Raw genomic sequence first — 17799 nt, 5'->3', positions numbered from 1 at the left:
ATGAGAGAAATGAATGACAGGGGCCAGCTGATCATAACGATGGCACTTCTGATCTCAATACTGCTGATAGGCCTTTCCTACGTATATTCCCAGAACCTGCTGGCAGGGACGGAAACTTCAATCAGCCAGCTGAACTTTCCGAAAAACGATATCAGATATCTGAAAAGAATTGCCGTGGAAGAGCTTACCGAGTACGCCGGAGACCCGTCATCGTTTCTTCAGCGGGCCAAGGGCCTTGACAACCAGATAACGGCGCTGTATGCTCTGCACGGAGCATACGCAAGCATTGATGTATATGATATCAAGAAGAGTTTTGTTGGTGGCTCCGAATCGATTACATCGTTTACGGTCAAGATAATCTTCAGCAATACGGAGGTAGAATATGAAGAAACGATCACAGTCCAGCTCACGTAACCCGGAGAAGGGTGTATCGTTCCTTGTGGAATACCTGATTTTATCGGTAATACTCATGATATTCTTCTCATTTATAGCGCTTGAGTTCAACGATCTTCTTGGTAAAGCACCGGTTTCCACAGCAATGGACAATCAGTTCCAGGACGTCGGAAACCAGATTGCTGTAAAGCTGACGGATATCTCGCTGATTGCCCCTGAAAACGGATACGTTAGGGCAAAGGTATTCATGCCCTACACGGTCGGAGATTACGATTTCAAGGCAGAGTTCACGCAGGTATCCGGAGAATACGTCATTAAAATATCTTCCGAAAGGGCCGGAAAAAGCGAATACATTCCGATCAACAACATTGCTCTGAAGGTTCTGCCTGCCGGCTCAACCTTCAGCATAACACCTGTACACATAATAGAATATACGAAATACAGCCATCTGATGCCTACTGCAGTGGCCTTGGCATATCCAACCACGGTTGAGGTGGGGAGCAACGTAACCTTCGACATGACCCTCTCGACGGGTGAGGGTGATTTATGGTTCAGATGGGATTTTGGTGATGGGAGCAGCTATGAAAGCAAATACGATCCAAACAATCCGTCCCAGTCGCTGGTGGAGCATTCCTACTCATCTGACGGTACATACACCGCAACTCTCACGGTGTGGGACAGCTACGGTTACTCGGACAGCAGCACCATCAACATAACAGTCATACCACAAAGTCAGGAGCTGAATCCATACCTCTTTGCCACCAAATATGTTATACCCGGAATCACCGAGCCGGGCAACCCCGTTCAGATTGTGATTTATCTAAGGGGTGGAGGAATAATCGAACAGGCGAGAAACGTTAGCGTGATGCACGTTATTGACGTTTCGGGGAGCATGGACCCTGATTATTACGGAATAAACGGATATACTCTCTACAACTCAACCACCGGCACCGCAACCCCATCCAAATGGGAGAACTACGTGAATGTTGACAGCAGCTTCTCCAGTCTGACCGTTAAGGCCTACACATCCAGCGGGAAGGACATAGACCTGTGGGTCAAGTCCCCCGATGGAGATTTTGCGAGGGCACAGTACATCAACCCATATTTCCTCCCGAATTATGGAGAAGTGTATTTTGTCCAGAATCCTGTGGAGGGTAACTGGACCATCAGCGTCGTTGCGGACTATCCCACGGGCAGCGATACCGTTACGGTGGAGGTTGAGAAGGACGGCTATTTCTGGTGGTGGTGGTACTATCCAGGTACTCAGGTTGCATCCTGGACCTTCACACTGGATGCCAACGCATCAATCACCACATTCGAGATACCGGCTGTTGAAAACCTCAAGATTGAAGCTACCCCGGTAAACGGAACCAAGGAACTCCATCTGTGGGTTCAGGAGCCAGGAGGAGCCCTGAGGGGACCGTATTCCTCCTCCAGTGGTGAATACTACACTGATACAAATGCTGCCAGCGGAACCTACACAGCCTATGTGGTTGCGGACTTCCCCTACGGCACACAGGATTACTATCTCACAGCCGACATAGCAAAAATTGATGCTGCCAAGATAACCGCAAAAACATTCAACGGGTTTTTGAGAACAAGCGATCAGGTGGGAGTCGTCTCCTTCGGAGGTGCGGGAAGCAGCGGCAGGACTCCAAGAGTTACTCTTGACCAGTACCTCACCAACAACACCGATCAGGCAAACACAAGCATAGACGGACTGTATGCATATGGCGGAACTCCGTTAGGTGGAGGAATAAAGATGGCAAGAGAGGAACTTGTGGCAAACACTACTCCCGGCAACATCCCGGTCATGATTATTCTCTCAGACGGAAACCCCACGATAACATCGAACGGCGTTGCTTCTGAAACCCTTGCAATTCAGGAGGCTTTGAACGAAGCGGAAATCACCAAACAAACTCAGGTGAACAACGAGTCCATACTGATATACACAATCGGATTTGGCAGCGACGCCAATGCAACATTGTTGCAGCAGATAGCCACATCTCCTGACTACTACTTCTTTGCGGCAACATCAGAGGAGCTTCAGAACATATACGAACAGATTGCAAAGGAGCTTAAGGAGAAGGCTGCGGTGAACGTTACCATAACCGATGTGCTGACGTCCAACGTTACCCTCTCCCAGCCTCCGCCTGGTGCCAACATCAGCATTTCGGGCGGCCTGACAGTCCTGCAGTGGAATCTGACGAGCATAAGAATAAATGAAACCTGGACCACGAGCTTTGAGGTCGTGCCAAGCAGGGAGGGGCTCATACAGACAAATGTCTTTGGACTCTCAAATGTAACATATCTGCCATGGCCATTCACCGGAGTTAATGTAACGACCATAGACCTGCCCGTTCCAGAGCTGAATGTAACGAGAATAAGTCCGGAAAAGGTTGTGTTAAAATGAGGGATGATGGCGTTTCGGATGTCCTGGATGCAATACTGATTATTGCCATGATGGTCATAACAATCTCTGTCCTGCTACTGTACGGTATGCCGGTGATAGACACGCACCAGAAAGTAATAAGGGAGCGAAATGTGGTTTCCCAGCTTGTTTATCTTAGTGAACAGCTATCCAAGGTCTCTGCGGATGTTTTTCCTGTGAGCAATACCAAATTCGCCCTTTCAGGTGGCTCTCTGCATGTCGCCAATGAGACACACGTAACAGTTACGGTGAGAAATTCGACTGGAGTGGTCCTGCAGATGAGCGATGATCTGAAATCCATAGAATACACCAGTTCAGGCTTTTCAATGGCCATAGAAAACGGGGGTGTTTTTGGCAAGACGGTCATTTCACATCCCAGAATATACCTGGAAAACGGAAATCTAACTGTGGCCCTGTTCAAGATAGTGGGGAGCGGTTCAGCCGGGGGTGGTCTGGGAGGTGGAATCACAAGGATCATTCTCAAATTCAACTCCACTGAGACGTTTGTTTTCAACGAATCGGGGAATCTCACAATGGAAATAAGAACAAAATATGCAGATGCGTGGTCCCGGTATCTGTCAAAAATCGGCAATGTCAGTGTGGAAAATGAAGAGGTTGAGGTAACGATCCCGTTCAGCAGACTGGTGCTGACCAAATACGTGGTGGATGTGAGGTTTGTATGAACAGCAGGGGTGTTTCCGAGATCGTGGGATTCATAATAATCTTCGGAATAGTCATCTCAGCAATCACTACAATATACATCAGCGTCAACTCGAAAGTGAATGATGCAAAAGAGGATGTGAGATTCGAAAGCATGTTGCAGGGATTCAGGAAAATACAGGATGCGGTTGAAAGCGTCATATACGGAAAAAGCACAAAGAAAGAAGTGAGAATTGTCCTGAGCGGTGGCACATTAAGCGTATCCTCAGACGCAAATCTGCACACCAGAGTCGTGATAAACAACTCGACTGTCCTTGATTCCACAGATGTCCTTGGAGGAGTCGAGTACAGCTACCCCAATTACATAATGGCGTTCGAAAACGGTGGTGTATGGGTGAAGTCCTTCGACAAAACCACAATCATGTCGAATCCAAGAATTTTCATCTACAAGAAAAATGTAAACAACGAAACCATCGTTTTCGTGGCCCTTGCATCCATTAACGGCAGCGGATCCGCAGGAGGAGAGGGCTCGGTAACACTCATGTTCGGGCTGAACTCCACAGAGATAAACATATTCGACCAGAGCGGATACATCTATCTGAGCATAAATTCAAGCTATGCCGATGCCTGGAAAACGTACTTCGACGAGCTGAGAGGATACAGCAACAATACGGTTCTGCAAACCAGCCTCACCGGCAGTACTCTCAACGTTACAATGTACTTTGATAAGCTGGTGCTTGCAAAATACAGCATATATGCAGAAATACAGTAACGCTCCAGAGAGGTCGGAAAGAAATAAAACGGAAACCACTTAGGCCTTTGCATATCTTGAAATCGCTTCCACAATCCACTTTCTCGTGAAGGGCTTAGAAATGACTTCCTTCGCTCCAGCTTTCATCAGTTCATCTCCCTTGTTGGAATGAAAGGCAGTTACACCAATAACAACCGCCTCAGGATCAATCTCAAGAATTTTCCTGGTCGCCTCAATACCATCCATTTTTGGCATGAAGATGTCCATAAGCACGATATCCGGTTTCAGCTCCTGATACATCCTGACGGCTTTCTCACCATCATCTGCCTCGAATGTTGTGTAATCCTTCAGAATTACCCTTAGGAGTTCCCGAACGGTCATGTCATCATCGACGATCAGGATTTTCATATCCATCCCCGTTCTCTTATTAGATACGCTTTATAAATTTATTGCGGTCTAATTTTTGTGAACCAATTTTTGGCTTTGCCAACAGATGTGGCGATCAGTATAGGTGGCCGAGTGACTGAAGCGCCATTTTGTCAATTGACGTTAATTTTATATCTACTGAGTAAATAAATAATTACAGATGGACTGTAATAAATTCGACGAAAAGTTCTGGAAAACAATAGTGAACAAATCACTAGCAGGAATATACATACACGACACTGACTTCAAACTAATATATGTCAATGAAATAGTGGAGAGGGCCACCAAATTCACAAAAGAGGAGTTAATGAAAAAATCGCTATATGACCTTGTACACCCGGATGATTTAGGCTTAATCAAACGCGAAGTCCTCAAAGTATTCAATGGTAAAGCAACTAGCTACGAATGTAGATACGTCAGAAAAGATGGAAAAGTCAGATGGGTATGGGGCTACGTTCTCCCGATAGAGTGTGACGATGAAATACTGGCTTTAGGGAACTGGATAGACATAACACGGAAAAAACAGCTTGAAAACAGGCTTAAAGAGAATAACGAACTATTTCGCGTTCTGGTTGACGATTCCCCAAATCCTGCATACATACTCCAAGATGATAAAGTTGCTTACGTTAATCAAAGCCTCTTGAACTTGACAGGATATACTCGAGAAGAACTTTCCAAATTAAACCCTCTCGAGCTTGTCCATCCAGAGGATAGAGGGATGGTAGAAAAAAGATACAGGGAGCGACTTGAGGGCAAAAGGAGTGTCGAAACCTATTCCTGGAGAATCCTCACGAAAGATGGAAATGTATACTGGGTAACAGGGAGACCTTCACGAATAATATACCGCGGGAAACCCGCCGTTGCAAGCATTCTTGTCGATACCACCGACCTTCACAGGCTCACGGAAATGCTCAAGAAGAAGAACGAGTATTTAGCGCTTGTAAATAAAATCCTCAGACATGACATCCTGAACGACATTACGGTTATCAGGGCAGCTTTTGAGCTTGGCGAAGAAAAACTAAAAGAGAGTGCTCTGAAAAAGCTTGACAGAATTGAATCACTTATAAAAGAGTCCAAAGCCATAGAAGAGGCAATTGGCGAAACCTACACCATAAACATCTCGGACTACATAAGAGAGATAGCCAAAAGCTATGAAGACCTTGCAAACATTCAGTACTCACTTACAAATGTTTTTGTAAGGGCAAATGAATCAATAAAATCAGTAATAGATAACCTGCTGAGAAACGCAGTTATGCACAGTAACAGCGAGGATATTAAAATAACGATCGAAACTTTCGTCAACGGGAGATACGGAGTTTTCAGAATAATCGATGACGGAAAAGGCATACCCGACGAAATAAAAGACAAAATCTTTGAGGAAGGATTTTCAACAGTTGGAGGGACTGGAATAGGGTTATTTATCGCAAAAAAGGTTGTAGAACTGCTGGGAGGAGAAATAAAGGTGTACGACAACTCTCCAAGTGGCGCCATTTTCGAAGTCAGACTGAAGAGATACTGATAGATTTATTAAATTTAATTTATCGCAATAAAGTATTTATAGAATTGTGATAGATTATATAACGCAGGTGATATCCATGGCAAACGGTTTTATGGGAAGTATTTTGAGAGTTGATCTGAGCAGTGGATCCTTAGACGTTATTGACGTCGATGAAGAAGTTGCAAAGAAATATCTGGGAGGGAAGGGCTATTCTGTACACCTCCTGTACCAGTACCTGAAGGAATATGAGAAAGAGGGGCTGTCTGCAAGAGATATTGACCCCTATGGGGAGGAGAACGTTCTGATTTTCAGTACAGGCCCGGCAACTGGAGTGCCCGGATTCCCCGAATCCGGAAGATATCACGTAATGGCGCTGAGGAGCCCCCTGACCGGCTCTGTGGCTTCTGCAAACAGTGGAGGAAAGTGGGGGCCATACCTCAAATTTGCCGGATTCGACATGATCGTGATTGAAGGGGCTGCAAGTGAGCCCGTGTATCTCGAAATAATTGATGGTGTGGCTGAACTGAGAAATGCAGGAGACCTGTGGGGCAAGAACGTTTTTGACACAACTGTCACTCTCGAAAGGAGATATGAGGAGAAGATCAGCGTGGCGTGTATTGGGCCAGCAGGAGAGAATCTGGTGAACTACGCAGCAATAATGAATGACAACCACAGGGCAGCAGGGAGAACAGGCGTGGGAGCTGTTATGGGAAGCAAGATGCTGAAAGCAATAGTTGTAGGAGGTAGCTTCAGGCCAGAGATAGCAAAACCTGACGAGTTCAAGGAAGCATCAAGAAAAGCGCTTGAAAAGATAAAGCAGAACCCCGTTACCGGAGAAGGTCTGCCCAAATACGGTACAGCCGTTCTCGTCAACATAATCAACGAGAGTGGAGCTTTGCCATACAGGAACTGGCAGGATGCATACCATGAAAAGGCGAACGACATAAGCGGTGAGACACTCGCCGAGAAATATCTCGACAGGAACCACGCATGCTGGGGATGTGCCATCGGATGTGCGAGAGCCACATCCGTGAAAACAGGTCCATTCCAGATTATAGACTCTGAAGGGCCTGAATATGAATCCATCTGGAGCCTCGGAAATGATACAGGCGTTATTGATCTCGAAGCAGTTATAAAGGCCAACCACCTCTGCGATGAACTTGGGCTTGACACAATCTCGATGGGTTCCGCAATAGCATGTGCAATGGAGCTTTATGAGAAGGACAAGCTCACACCTGAAGACACACAGGGCATAGAATACACCTTCGGCAATCCTGTTGCTCTTGTGGATGGTGTCTGGAAGACAGCCTACAGAATCGGAATTGGCAAGTATCTCGCACTCGGCTCAAAGAGAATGGAAGAGATGTTCGGCATGGATGTGTCCATGAGCGTCAAAGGTCTTGAGATGCCTGCATACGATCCCAGAGGCATCAAGGGAATTGGACTGAACTACGCCACAGCCAACAGAGGAGGATGCCACGTCACAGGCTACACAGTGAGTCCAGAAATTCTCGGGCTCCCAGAAAAAATCGACCCACTTACATACGAAGGAAAGGCAATGTGGGTAAAGGTGTTCCAGGACTTCACCTCAACGGTCAACTCGACGGTCAACTGCCTGTTCACAACCTTCGCCCTCGGCGCAGATGACTACGCGAGCCTCCTCTCTGGTGTTACCGGATGGGACATAACCCCGGACGATGTGCTGACAATCGGAGAGAGAATCTACAACCTCGAGAGAGTGATAATGAACAAATTCGGATTCGATGGAAAGGACGATACGCTGCCGAGAAGACTCTTCGAAGAGCCTGTCCAGAACGGGCCAACCAAGGGACAGGTCGTGAGCAGAGAAGAGTTCGAAAAGATGAAAGAGGAATACTACAGACTGAGAGGATGGGTCAACGGCAGACCGACAGAGGAGAAGCTGAAAGCTCTCGGAATATCTTAGCGTAAAATTATATATTCTATTTTCAACCAATTTTTTCCAATGAAAATTCAGCTTGAGGTAACCACATCCTGCAACTTAAATTGCGAATACTGTTTCAGAAAAAGAGACCTCGCAAGAAACGTGCCCCTCTCTGTCGCTGAAAAGGTTGGCGACGCGGATGAGGTCGTTATTTACGGATATGGCGAACCCCTCCTCAACCCACACCTCAAAGAGATACTCAGAATGATGAATGGAAAAATCCTGATCAGCACAAACGGAATGGTTGACACAGGATTTGAGGAAGCTGCCGAGATGGCTGACAGACTTGCAATATCAATAGACTTCGACGCAAGGCACAGGAGGGGGCTTGTGTTCGAGAGCATCGAAAGGAAGCTGAAAATGGTGGGAGAAAAGGCAGTAACCCAGATTGTGGTAACGAGGGACAACATAGAGGTTTTGAAAGAACTCGTTGAGATTTCTGCACGTTACGGAGCATCAGTCCAGCTGACGAATGTCGTTGCGGGCAACAGGGAGATATACAGCAAGGCCCTCTACTTTGAGGGCAGCAGATTCTGTGTCGAAGAGGTCGAAAAACTCGACAGGGATTTCATCATCAGGGCAATAAAGGACTGGAGCAGAGGCAGGGGCATGTACAAGGAAGAATATCAGAAAATCCTGAAAAAAATCTACGACAGGGGGTATTCAATAAACATGCTCTACATTCTCGAAAGCAGAGACCGAATTGCCCTTGCCAGAAAAGCAGAAAAGACGGTCATGGAGTGTGAAGAAATTGCAAAAGATTATGGCGTAAAGCTGGAGAAAGCAGAGTTTTTCGGGGATTCACAAAAAAGAGAGTGTCCTTACAGAGATGTCGTTTTTGTCAGGGCGGATGGAAAGGTGTCCTCATGCATGAGTTTTGCATACAGTCATAAGGAATTCGTCAACAATCACTGGAAGGACATCAGAGAATTTGTCGTGTCTGATCTGAATAAAGAGGAAATCGATGATGCACTCCAGAAAATATCTGAATTCGAAAGGCTGAGGAAGGATATGAGCGACAGTTTCCCGTGGTGTGCTGACTGCCCCTATGTTGCGGGATGCTGGTACGCCAAGAACAACATAGACTGCTATGCCAACGAGCCTTCCTGCTCCGAGTGCCTCTACAGTTCGAAGATTGCGAGGTGTGTGCTATAGAGATAATAACCGGCATAAGCAAAGAGGAGATTCTGGAGATTATTAAGGACACTCTCACTGAACTGAATCTGGAATTCAGAATCTATGAGGACACAGTAGAGACCAGCCATGGTAGAATACATATAGAAAAGTGCGGAAAATCCCATTTCGGGCTAAAACTATACAGAGTGATATTTCCGGAAAGAAAGATGCTTGAGAAATTCAGAGAAAAGCTCATGTCGAAGAGGGCTGGAGGTTGAGAAAGGAGAGTTTAAGTATTCTGAATCCCATTCTCAATCATGTGTGAGTCAAAGGTCATTTTTAAGAAGGGTGAAAAAGAGGAAGTCGTAATGGAAGACGTTGTCAGGATAGAGGTCGAAAACGGAAAGATTAAAATGTGGGGTCTTCTTGGCGAATATGACGAGGTTGAGGGCAGAATAGTACTGATGGACTTCAGAGGTCATAAAATCGTGGTGGAGGGTGGAGAATGAAGGTTAAGGTTGCGATAAATGGTTACGGGACTATTGGAAAGAGGGTTGCTGATGCGGTAAGCCTCCAGGGAGATATGGAAGTCGTTGGAGTTACCAAAACCCGACCAGATTTTGAGGCGAGGATGGGGGCAGAAAAGTACTCGCTCTACGCGGCAATTCCCGATAGAGTGGAGGCTTTCGAAAAGGCTGGAATAAAGGTTGAGGGCACCATCGAGGACCTGCTCGATAAAGCAGACGTTGTTGTGGACTGCTCTCCCGGAAAGGTTGGAGCGGAAAACAAACCCCTCTACGAGAAAAAGGGCGTCAAGGCGATTTTCCAGGGAGGAGAGAGAGCTCATGTTGCCGAGGCGTCATTCAGCGCCCTCGCGAACTACGATGAGGCTGTGGGAAAGAACTTTGTAAGGGTTGTGAGCTGCAACACCACGGGCCTGGCAAGGGTTCTCTCAATCATCAAGGACATGTACAGCATAAAGAAGGTCAGGGCTACGATGATAAGAAGGGTTGTAGACCCAAAGGAGGACAAAAAAGGTCTTGTGAACGGAATAATGCCCGATCCTGTGAAGCTCCCGTCTCACCACGCTGAAGACGTGAAGACCGTGCTGCCTGACGTCAACATAGTGACGACGGCATTCAAGGTGCCAACAACGCTCATGCACCTGCACAGCATAGCCGTGGAGATCGATGGAGACGTGAGTGTTGATGACGTGACAGCCAGATTCGAGGAAGAGCCGAGGATAATGCTTTTCTCGAAAGAGGATGGTTTCACCTCGACAGCAAAGATAATCGAGTTCGCGAGAGAGTACAGACTCCGCTACGACCTCTTCGAGAACGCTGTATGGCGAGAAAGCATCAACTTCCACGATGGAGAGCTTTACATAACCCAGGCCATCCATCAGGAGGCAATAGTTGTGCCAGAGAACATCGATGCAATAAGGGCGATGTTCGAGCTCGCCGACAAATGGGAGAGCATGAAGAAGACGAACAGGACGCTTGGGATTGTCTGACCCACTTTCTTTTTTAACCTCTGAAGAGAATCGCCTGGGTTTACGTTGACCTCCTCTGTGTTCCTGAGAATGCTCTAAGCATTTCTCCAATTTCCTCTTTTGTCAACCGGTTTCTCCTCTCCTGATCCTTCCACAGTTTTCTGAAAAAGTAAAAGTACTCGTAAAGCTCTAAAATGTCCTTGCAGTGCACAACCACGTGGTTTAAGATAACCTCCATCTTCATGTAGAGCGGCAGCTCCTCGAAGAGCCATACATCGTAATTCTTTCCGGTGACATCTATCCTCATGAAAACTTCCCTGATGTCAAAACCATTGGGGGCGACGATGCACACATCCACATCTCTCGCTTCTGCTTCACTCACTGCCGAACCGAAAATCAGAACCGCAAGCACTCTATCTTTGAGAAATTCAAAATCCCTTGCTACATGCTCTGCAATTTCTCTTCCAGCCATGACCCCATCACCTGAATAAATTCCTCAAGACAGGGTATGATGTCCCTCATCGAATCGAGAGCGAGTTTATCATCGAGCCCGTTGTAATGGTGAACGAGCCTGTTTCTCAAACCATTTGCCACCTTCAGGCAGTCAGATATTCTCCTGTCAGCCAGTTCTCCCCATTTTTCGAAGTTGGAGTAGTCGTCTTTTGGCAGATACCCTGAGTCCTTCAGAAACATGGATATGAGATCACAGGCAGCCTCAACTGCTTCCTGAAAGGCCTTGTAAACTGCAAGTCTTGATTTCTTATCTTCTTCTGCCTCATCGATCCACGCAATAACATCTTCAATCCTTTCTTTCATATGCTCCAGCTTGTCAAGATATCTTGCTACCCTCTTTTCGTTCACAACCTTAATTTGCAAACCCTTAGTATTTGGGCTTTTTGATGCAGGCAGGAGAGATGATGGCAGGCCGAGAGTGCTGAAACTCACTCCCTGAGTTTTCTGTATTCTCCAAGCATTCTCTCAAAGTCATCTCTACTCAGCCCGTACTCAAAGAGCACAGAAGGCATCTTTCCATACTCGACCCCCTCCCTCCTGTTGAACTCCCACGACATGCTGTGGATCTTATGGCCGATTGCTTTCAGCTGGCCTGTGGTGTACTCCCTACCAGTGGCAATCTTCAGCAGCCTTGCCACGTCCTCCCAGCCCATCCCTATTTGCGGCAGCGTTAGGAAGCGGCAGTAAACCAAGCTGTCAACAACCGCATAGAAATCCTCAAGCTCCTTAACCAGCCTCGCCTGCCCTTCTGGAGAGTGTCTGTCAAGCTGTCCGGCAAGGTTTGGCCTGTAGGCACAGCTCCTCATGTGACACGCTCCTCTTGGCGAGGTTGCGTATGCCAGCGCCATGCCGAAAATTCCTCTTGGATCGTAGGCTGGAGGTTCAAGTCCGTTCACATGCACGCCCTCAACTCCTGTTAGCTTTTCCATCCCTGCAACACCTTCTGCCAGTAGGTCTCCAATGCCCTTCCTGAAAGCGACCTTCCTGACGAGTTCCACGTATCTGTTTCCTTCACCAAAGTCCAGCGCCTCGTCGAGCTTTCCAAGCCTACTGAGCCTGATTGCAAAGCCGATAGCATTGCCGAGAGATATGGTGTCCATTCCAAGTCTGTCCGCAAGTTCATTGGCTTCAATTATGGATTCCAGATCATGGTTACCGAGCAGGGAGCCGAATGCGTAGAGGGTTTCGTATTCGGGCCCCTCAACCTCAGCCTTATCAGTCCTGCTTATCCTCCCGCAGGCAACCCTGCATCCAAAGCAAGCGTTTCTCCTGACAAAGTACCTGAGCATCTCCTCAGCGTCAATGCTCTCAATGTCGAACTCGGATCTCTCCCAATAGTACGAAGGCAGGCTCTTCGATTTGTTCACCAGCCACATGATGTTTGGCGTCCCGTATTTCTGCAGAGCGGATAGCTTTGAGATCACCTGGCTGTCAAGAAACTCCTCGAACTCCCTGTCAACCCTGCTCTCCCCGTCTCCTTTAAAGACGATGGCCTTCACCCTCTTCGAGCCGAGAACCGCTCCTCCGCCAGCCCTTCCAAACTGCCTGCCCCTCCTGTGAGTTATGCATGCAAACCTGACCAGGTTCTCTCCGGCCTGTCCGATGGCGATGACCTCCCCGCCCTCATCCTTCCTTAGCGCTTCTTCAGTCTCGAACGCATCAAGCCCCCAGAGGTGGTCTGCGCACTTTATCCCGACACTTCCGTTCTCGACCACCAGATAGACCGGCCTTTCACTCCTGCCCTCCAGCATGAGGCAGTGAATTCCCGTCAGTGCCATCTCATGAGGTGCAAAACCGCCGCACTGACTTTCCCCGTACCCGCCTGTGAGGGGGGATTTGAAAACCGCGGTCATCCTGGAAGCTCCGGACAGTCTGAAGGGGTTAACAGGGCCTACAGCTAAGATTATCGCGTTTTCTTGGGACATAGGGTCTGCTTTTTCTGGAATGCTGAGCAGAAGCTTGGTGGCAATACCCTTCCCGCCTATCAGCTCCCTTTCAACGCTCTCCGGAATTTCCGAGACCCTGACATCCCTGCTGCTCAGATCCACACGGGCAAGGTTCATGATGAATAACCGAAAAACTCATAGATAAAGTATGTCCTTAGCTGCGCGTCTACCTTGCGTAAACCCCGTAGATCTCCCCGTACTGAATCACGTGACCCTTCATTGCTTTTTCCAGCTCTTCTCTGCTCGCCCCAGGGTTCAGATCGAGCAATGTGTCGAGGGCATAAATCCTGAAGAAATACCGGTGCTTCTGGCCTTCGGGAGGGCATGGGCCGCCATAGCCAAGTTTTCCAAAATCGTTTACGCCCTGAACCATTTTTACCGGTCTGTCAACAGCTCCCATCTTCGGGATGTTCTCCGGAATTTCATTCGTTACCGGGATGTTCCAGGCAATCCAGTGGGTGAACACACCGGATGGTGCATCGGGATCGTCTGCAATTATTGCCAGACTCTTCACCTCGCTCTCAAGCCCCTCGATGTGGATGGGCGGGTTTACGTCCATTCCATCACATGTGTACTTTCCGGGAATTTCACTTCCATTACCAAATGCGCTTTTAACAATGAGTTTCCCCTCTACTTTCTTTTCTTCAGCGGAGCATCCAGAGAGCAGTACCGCAAGGAGAACCACAGGCACAAGCACACGCTTCATGCTCTCCCTCCGATGACGCCAGCTGATGAAAAATAAAGGTTTTCAAGCATCTCGAGAGCCCATCAGCTCAGTATTCTCTCACAATGTCGTCAAAGCCCAGCTTCATGTCGAACCGGAAGTAGATGCTAAGCATTATCTCGTCAATCTCAATCCTGTGAACAGGGTCTACTGCCGAGGGCATGTCATAGCTGACACTTCCAGGGCCTGTAAAGATCACCCTCTCTCCGTTTGCATCACTGTGGAAGTCAATCTCTGCATACCACCTGACGAGCTGGGTAACGCCACCCTTTCCTCTTATCGGTGGAAGGTGTCTGACAGAGTAGAGATACGTGGGCCTGGGCAGCACCAGATCTATCAGCTCCCCCGTAGCTCTCGCAGACGGTTTCATGGTGAATGTCACGAGCCTCCTGCCCTCAGGACGTTCGAGAGTTCCCTGAATCGTATCACAATCCTTGCTCAGCTCGATTCTGGCGAGCTTTTTCGGCGCTCCTGCCAGCTCCCTGCCAGCGGCCATGGCAGCGTCGTTTGTAACGTAGATGTACGGGATGTAATACCCCATCTCACCATCCTCGTCCTCCACCTGCACCGTGCTTATGAATTCAAAATACTCTCCGAGGGTGCTGAAGGAGTAATGCGAGATCCACACTCCTCCCTGCGGTGGATCACTGTAGGGTTTAAGTCCTTCAGGCAGAATTTCTGAAACATCCCCTTTTATGGTAAAGAAGGCCGTAATTGCCTCGCAGTTCACGTACTCTATCCCCCTATCCTCGTCCACCTCGTAAAGAGGTGAATCAAACGGTATTCCTCTCAGCATAATCACACCCCCTATTCATACCATCTCTCAACATGTCCAGCATCGTAATACTCCTTTTCGTAATTCGCAACAACATCTTCCGCAGCCTCAAGGCTCAGCACCTCCACGGTCCCATCCTCAATCTGCAAAGCCCTCGCATCCCTGAATAGCTTCTCAATTATGAACTCCCTGCTCAGCCCGTAGGCGCCAAATATCTGCAGAGCGTCGTTTGCAACCTCGAAGGCTACCCTCTTCGCGTATATCTGGGCGGCCCTCGCATGTCTCGGGGAGGCATCAGCAGTCCTCTCATCTATTATTCTGCGGTGCGTGTATTCGGTAACCTTTCTGACGTAGTATCGAGCAGTCTCAATCTTCTCGAACATCTCATACAGCCTGAGCTTTACATTCTTGTGTCTGACAAGGGGCACTCCTCCCTGAACCCTTTTCCTTGCGTAATTCAGAGCCTCCTCGAATGCAGCCCTCGCAAGTCCCACCGCGAAAGCACCCATCCCGCAGCTCGTCAGGCAGAGAAGCTGATCCAGAAACACACCGTAGAAAAAGCCGGGTGCAACAACAACATGGCTTTCAGGAATCCTCACCCCCTCGAAGAACAGCTCTCCCTGAGGGTCATCCCGCATTCCGAGCATGTCAGCAGGTTTTCCCTTTCTCACCCCATCCGCATCGAGAGGAACGATGCAGAACAGCCCATCGAGCAGAGTTTTTCCGTCTTTCAGCTGCGCATGCAGTCCGCAGTGTGTGGCCACTGGAGCTGAAGAGACCCATGCAGATTTCTGGCCGGTGATTATCCACTCGTCTCCATCCTTTTCAGCAGTAACGTTGCCCTTACCGAACTTCCTCACAAGGTCTTCATCCTCCCTGAGGGCAATCAAATAATCGCTGCCGTGCTCTGGCTCTGTAACTCCCCAGCAGCCGTGGAATCTGCCATCCCGGTCTTCAAGCCAGGGAACCACAAGCTCATCATAAATTTCCGGTGGACCAAAGAGGGCTGCACAGGCAAAGGGAATCTGGTCAACACCTATGGCCGTTGCAAGCCCGAGACTCCCCCATCCGAGCTCCTCCATTATCACGTACCTCTGCAGAGGTGTCAGCTCAACACCGCCCATCTCCTCCGGAATTGTTATCCTGTGATATCCGAGCTTTTTCATCTCTCTGAAAACCCTGAAGTACGGAGACCCCGGTTTGACCCTCTCCTCTGGATCCATTCTGTCCAGCTCGATCGATGCAGGCCTCATGACTTCCAAGGCGAAGCGATGCACCTCCTCCTTCAGAAGCCTGTCCTCCTCGGCGAGTTCGTCGAGGTCGAGAAATTTGCCCATATGTGTAGTTGATGCGGGAATTTATAATTATTTTTACTGAAAATTACTGCAGAAATCATGGCGAAGTGAATTGCTGCCTTGAGCATTAATTTTGATCTCACGAACCCCATTCGAGAGAGAACCTGAATGAACACCTTTGAACTGACGGCAATTTAATTAATCCAAATGGGTAATCTCCCACAAAAGCAGGAATGTCAACAACACCTCCAGCCACAATGCAGACTTCACGATTCCACTTCCGAAATCCTTTTTTAAACTCACGTGCTGGGGTGGAACAGGTGCCCCGGTAGGGTAGCTGGATATCCTCGGGGGCTGCGGACTCCCGGACCCGGGTTCGAATCCCGGCCGGGGCACTTTCACCTCAGGTTCAAATCATTACAGGGCTATTTTGTGCAAGTATTGCGCCTTTTTGCAACCCCAATGGTTCAGTATGACCGAGACTGGAGCACTGCGGACAATGTTACGAGATCCCATGTTACAGGTTCTGGACGAATAAAGCACCCACACTAACAGAAGAACAGCACAGGAAAATTGTGGAAGGGAAAGTTGCATTACTTAATGGATTGGCACAAAATAGGGATTGATTCCCGTATAACGGGATTAATAAAAGCCGAAGAGAGCAGCGTGATTAACTAAAAAAATCGCGGCAAAATTAAGACCGGCTAAACCAGAACATGCATGAAGTCCCTCGCCACCAGATAGGGCCTTACCCTTTCTTCAAGCTCTTCGTGCGTGTAGTTCGTGTGGTTTATGTGGGCAAAGACAGTTTTCTTTGCCCCAACCTCCCGGGCCAGCTTTACCGCATCGTCAACTCCAAGATGGGCATTCGGGACTGAGTGTTTATGTGTCATATCTGCAACAAGCAAGTCAGCACCTTTTATTTTTTCTATAGTACTGCTATCATCAAGAATCTCTGGGCCAGTATCGCCAGTTATCACCAACTTTTTGTTTTTAACTCGGAGTATGAAGCCTCCTGCCGCTTCTACAGGCTCGTGGGCAACTTTAAAGTGGTAAACCATAAAGCCAAAGTCATACCATCTGTTGAACTCCAAAGGAAAATATTCCCAGTTCCACCTGGTCTCTCCCACAAAGCGTTTTTGTAGATCTCTGGCCACTTCAAGCGTCTTATGGTGCCCGTAAATTTTGATATGGCTGAAAATCTGGAGCTCAGGCAGACCCCCTATGTGATCGAAGTGAGCATGTGTGATAAAGACATGGTCGATTTCCTCATTAATATGCCCTAAATGATAATGCAGATCCGGCGAAGGGTCTATCAGCGCTTTAATTTCGGGAACATATACTGAAAAGCGCGTTCTTCTATATGGAAAGAATTTTCTTGCTCTCGAACAGTTCTCACAGCTGCATAAAGGCTTTGGAGTACCGCTATACACTCCTGAGCCCAGTATGATAATGTCCATCACAGTCTTTCCCCCGAATCAATTGCCTACAAGGTAAGCAACTGCGATTTTTGACAAGCTTTATAAAATTTTAGGCAATCAATACAGAAAAAATCAATTTATTCAAAGTAAGAATTTCCGGAACTTGTATTGGAACCCATGCTCCAAGCGGAGTTTATGAACCAAAAGACCTTGGAGAATTAAAGAACGACTGAACGCTGTTTACTTCATGTGACTCACTGTTTTTCATTCTACCATAGATCACAAGTTTATGGCAAGAACATGTTAAAGTGATGGTCCCCTGCATGAGCTGCTTTTCATGGACAGGCTGAAGAAGTTTGACTGCTGCAAATAAGCGAAATTCATTCCCAGATTCT

The 17799-nt window shown here is 47.9% G+C and carries 18 protein-coding genes and 1 tRNA gene; 11 read left to right on the top strand and 8 right to left on the bottom strand.

Translation table 11 applies throughout. The features are described from left to right. Genes GACE_RS02410 through GACE_RS02395 form a run of 4 tightly spaced genes read left to right on the top strand, consistent with a single transcriptional unit; the run spans position 1 to position 4256 of the window. Positions 1–414, top strand: coding sequence for a hypothetical protein (locus GACE_RS02410; protein ID WP_048090889.1), 414 nt, complete (start codon positions 1–3; stop codon positions 412–414). Then, positions 383–2806, top strand: coding sequence for a VWA domain-containing protein (locus GACE_RS02405; protein WP_084063649.1), 2424 nt, complete (start codon positions 383–385; stop codon positions 2804–2806). Before GACE_RS02410 ends, GACE_RS02405 begins: the two co-directional genes overlap by 32 nt. Next, entirely contained in the window at positions 2803–3507 is a 705-nt protein-coding gene (locus GACE_RS02400; RefSeq protein WP_048090887.1) for a DUF7289 family protein, read from the top strand. Before GACE_RS02405 ends, GACE_RS02400 begins: the two co-directional genes overlap by 4 nt. Further along, on the top strand, positions 3504–4256 hold the full coding sequence (locus tag GACE_RS02395; protein ID WP_048090886.1) for a DUF7289 family protein: 753 nt from the start codon (positions 3504–3506) through the stop codon (positions 4254–4256). Before GACE_RS02400 ends, GACE_RS02395 begins: the two co-directional genes overlap by 4 nt. 39 nt (positions 4257–4295) lie before the next feature. On the opposite strand, the gene GACE_RS02390 is transcribed toward GACE_RS02395, so the two are convergent. Then, complete coding sequence (locus GACE_RS02390) at positions 4296–4649, bottom strand: response regulator (protein ID WP_048090884.1); 354 nt, start codon at positions 4647–4649, stop codon at positions 4296–4298. A 172-nt stretch (positions 4650–4821) separates the two neighbouring features. Between GACE_RS02390 and GACE_RS02385 the strand changes: the two genes are divergently transcribed. The 6 genes from GACE_RS02385 (at position 4822) to GACE_RS02360 (ending at position 10751) form a co-directional block, all read left to right on the top strand. Beyond that, positions 4822–6180, top strand: coding sequence for a PAS domain S-box protein (locus GACE_RS02385; protein ID WP_048090882.1), 1359 nt, complete (start codon positions 4822–4824; stop codon positions 6178–6180). Positions 6181–6256: 76 nt separating this feature from the next. After that, complete coding sequence (locus tag GACE_RS02380) at positions 6257–8104, top strand: aldehyde ferredoxin oxidoreductase family protein (protein WP_048093536.1); 1848 nt, start codon at positions 6257–6259, stop codon at positions 8102–8104. Between the two features lie 39 nt (positions 8105–8143). Beyond that, positions 8144–9277, top strand: coding sequence for a radical SAM protein (locus GACE_RS02375; RefSeq protein ID WP_048090880.1), 1134 nt, complete (start codon positions 8144–8146; stop codon positions 9275–9277). Beyond that, on the top strand, positions 9265–9516 hold the full coding sequence (locus GACE_RS02370) for a hypothetical protein (RefSeq protein WP_048090878.1): 252 nt from the start codon (positions 9265–9267) through the stop codon (positions 9514–9516). Before GACE_RS02375 ends, GACE_RS02370 begins: the two co-directional genes overlap by 13 nt. 39 nt (positions 9517–9555) lie before the next feature. Then, positions 9556–9747, top strand: coding sequence for a CooT family nickel-binding protein (locus GACE_RS02365; RefSeq protein WP_048090876.1), 192 nt, complete (start codon positions 9556–9558; stop codon positions 9745–9747). Continuing rightward, positions 9744–10751 carry a type II glyceraldehyde-3-phosphate dehydrogenase gene (locus GACE_RS02360; protein WP_048090874.1) on the top strand — a complete coding sequence of 336 codons (1008 nt, stop codon included), beginning with the start codon at positions 9744–9746 and terminating at the stop codon, positions 10749–10751. The genes GACE_RS02365 and GACE_RS02360 overlap by 4 nt, the downstream gene beginning before the upstream one ends. A gap of 40 nt (positions 10752–10791) precedes the next feature. Here the strand turns inward: GACE_RS02360 and GACE_RS02355 are convergent, their stop codons facing one another. The 6 genes from GACE_RS02355 to GACE_RS02330 all read right to left on the bottom strand — a co-directional run bounded on the left by GACE_RS02355 (position 10792) and on the right by GACE_RS02330 (position 16025). Then, positions 10792–11202 (bottom strand): DNA polymerase subunit beta, encoded by a 411-nt coding sequence (locus tag GACE_RS02355; RefSeq protein WP_052400187.1) that lies wholly within the window; start codon positions 11200–11202, stop codon positions 10792–10794. Further along, positions 11172–11675 (bottom strand): DUF86 domain-containing protein, encoded by a 504-nt coding sequence (locus GACE_RS02350; RefSeq protein WP_318249268.1) that lies wholly within the window; start codon positions 11673–11675, stop codon positions 11172–11174. The genes GACE_RS02355 and GACE_RS02350 overlap by 31 nt, the downstream gene beginning before the upstream one ends. Then, complete coding sequence (locus GACE_RS02345) at positions 11672–13306, bottom strand: aldehyde ferredoxin oxidoreductase family protein (RefSeq protein WP_048090870.1); 1635 nt, start codon at positions 13304–13306, stop codon at positions 11672–11674. Before GACE_RS02345 ends, GACE_RS02350 begins: the two co-directional genes overlap by 4 nt. A gap of 49 nt (positions 13307–13355) precedes the next feature. Next, positions 13356–13895: a YbhB/YbcL family Raf kinase inhibitor-like protein gene (locus GACE_RS02340; protein WP_048090868.1), complete on the bottom strand. Its 540-nt coding sequence runs from the start codon at positions 13893–13895 to the stop codon at positions 13356–13358. A 67-nt stretch (positions 13896–13962) separates the two neighbouring features. After that, the gene (locus GACE_RS02335; RefSeq protein WP_048090866.1) at positions 13963–14709 is read right to left on the bottom strand and encodes an acetoacetate decarboxylase family protein; all 747 of its coding nucleotides are present in this window, start codon (positions 14707–14709) and stop codon (positions 13963–13965) included. Positions 14710–14720: 11 nt separating this feature from the next. After that, the gene (locus tag GACE_RS02330) at positions 14721–16025 is read right to left on the bottom strand and encodes an acyl-CoA dehydrogenase family protein (protein ID WP_048090864.1); all 1305 of its coding nucleotides are present in this window, start codon (positions 16023–16025) and stop codon (positions 14721–14723) included. A gap of 280 nt (positions 16026–16305) precedes the next feature. Here GACE_RS02330 and GACE_RS02325 point away from each other — a divergent pair. Then, positions 16306–16378: transfer RNA gene (locus tag GACE_RS02325), tRNA-Arg, on the top strand. Between the two features lie 309 nt (positions 16379–16687). Here the strand turns inward: GACE_RS02325 and GACE_RS02320 are convergent. After that, positions 16688–17443, bottom strand: a complete 756-nt coding sequence (locus GACE_RS02320; protein WP_048090862.1) for an MBL fold metallo-hydrolase — start codon at positions 17441–17443, stop codon at positions 16688–16690. Positions 17444–17799: the final 356 nt, after the last annotated feature.

Origin of the sequence: Geoglobus acetivorans (genome assembly GCF_000789255.1) — an archaeon.
Taxonomy (GTDB): Archaea; Halobacteriota; Archaeoglobi; order Archaeoglobales; family Archaeoglobaceae; genus Geoglobus; species Geoglobus acetivorans_B.
The sequence above is the reverse complement of the archived record's forward strand: the minus strand, read 5'-3'. Positions and strand labels throughout refer to the sequence as shown.

Coding starts and splice junctions, on each gene's coding strand:
- GACE_RS02385 (WP_048090882.1), top strand. CDS start 4,822: ATGGACTGTAATAAATTCGACGAAAAGTTCTGGAAAACAATAGTGAAC.
- GACE_RS02400 (WP_048090887.1), top strand. CDS start 2,803: ATGAGGGATGATGGCGTTTCGGATGTCCTGGATGCAATACTGATTATT.
- GACE_RS02395 (WP_048090886.1), top strand. CDS start 3,504: ATGAACAGCAGGGGTGTTTCCGAGATCGTGGGATTCATAATAATCTTC.
- GACE_RS02340 (WP_048090868.1), bottom strand. CDS start 13,895: ATGAAGCGTGTGCTTGTGCCTGTGGTTCTCCTTGCGGTACTGCTCTCT.
- GACE_RS02330 (WP_048090864.1), bottom strand. CDS start 16,025: ATGGGCAAATTTCTCGACCTCGACGAACTCGCCGAGGAGGACAGGCTT.
- GACE_RS02390 (WP_048090884.1), bottom strand. CDS start 4,649: ATGGATATGAAAATCCTGATCGTCGATGATGACATGACCGTTCGGGAA.
- GACE_RS02320 (WP_048090862.1), bottom strand. CDS start 17,443: ATGGACATTATCATACTGGGCTCAGGAGTGTATAGCGGTACTCCAAAG.
- GACE_RS02380 (WP_048093536.1), top strand. CDS start 6,257: ATGGCAAACGGTTTTATGGGAAGTATTTTGAGAGTTGATCTGAGCAGT.
- GACE_RS02355 (WP_052400187.1), bottom strand. CDS start 11,202: ATGGCTGGAAGAGAAATTGCAGAGCATGTAGCAAGGGATTTTGAATTT.
- GACE_RS02375 (WP_048090880.1), top strand. CDS start 8,144: ATGAAAATTCAGCTTGAGGTAACCACATCCTGCAACTTAAATTGCGAA.
- GACE_RS02345 (WP_048090870.1), bottom strand. CDS start 13,306: ATGAACCTTGCCCGTGTGGATCTGAGCAGCAGGGATGTCAGGGTCTCG.
- GACE_RS02365 (WP_048090876.1), top strand. CDS start 9,556: ATGTGTGAGTCAAAGGTCATTTTTAAGAAGGGTGAAAAAGAGGAAGTC.
- GACE_RS02360 (WP_048090874.1), top strand. CDS start 9,744: ATGAAGGTTAAGGTTGCGATAAATGGTTACGGGACTATTGGAAAGAGG.
- GACE_RS02405 (WP_084063649.1), top strand. CDS start 383: ATGAAGAAACGATCACAGTCCAGCTCACGTAACCCGGAGAAGGGTGTA.
- GACE_RS02410 (WP_048090889.1), top strand. CDS start 1: ATGAGAGAAATGAATGACAGGGGCCAGCTGATCATAACGATGGCACTT.
- GACE_RS02335 (WP_048090866.1), bottom strand. CDS start 14,709: ATGCTGAGAGGAATACCGTTTGATTCACCTCTTTACGAGGTGGACGAG.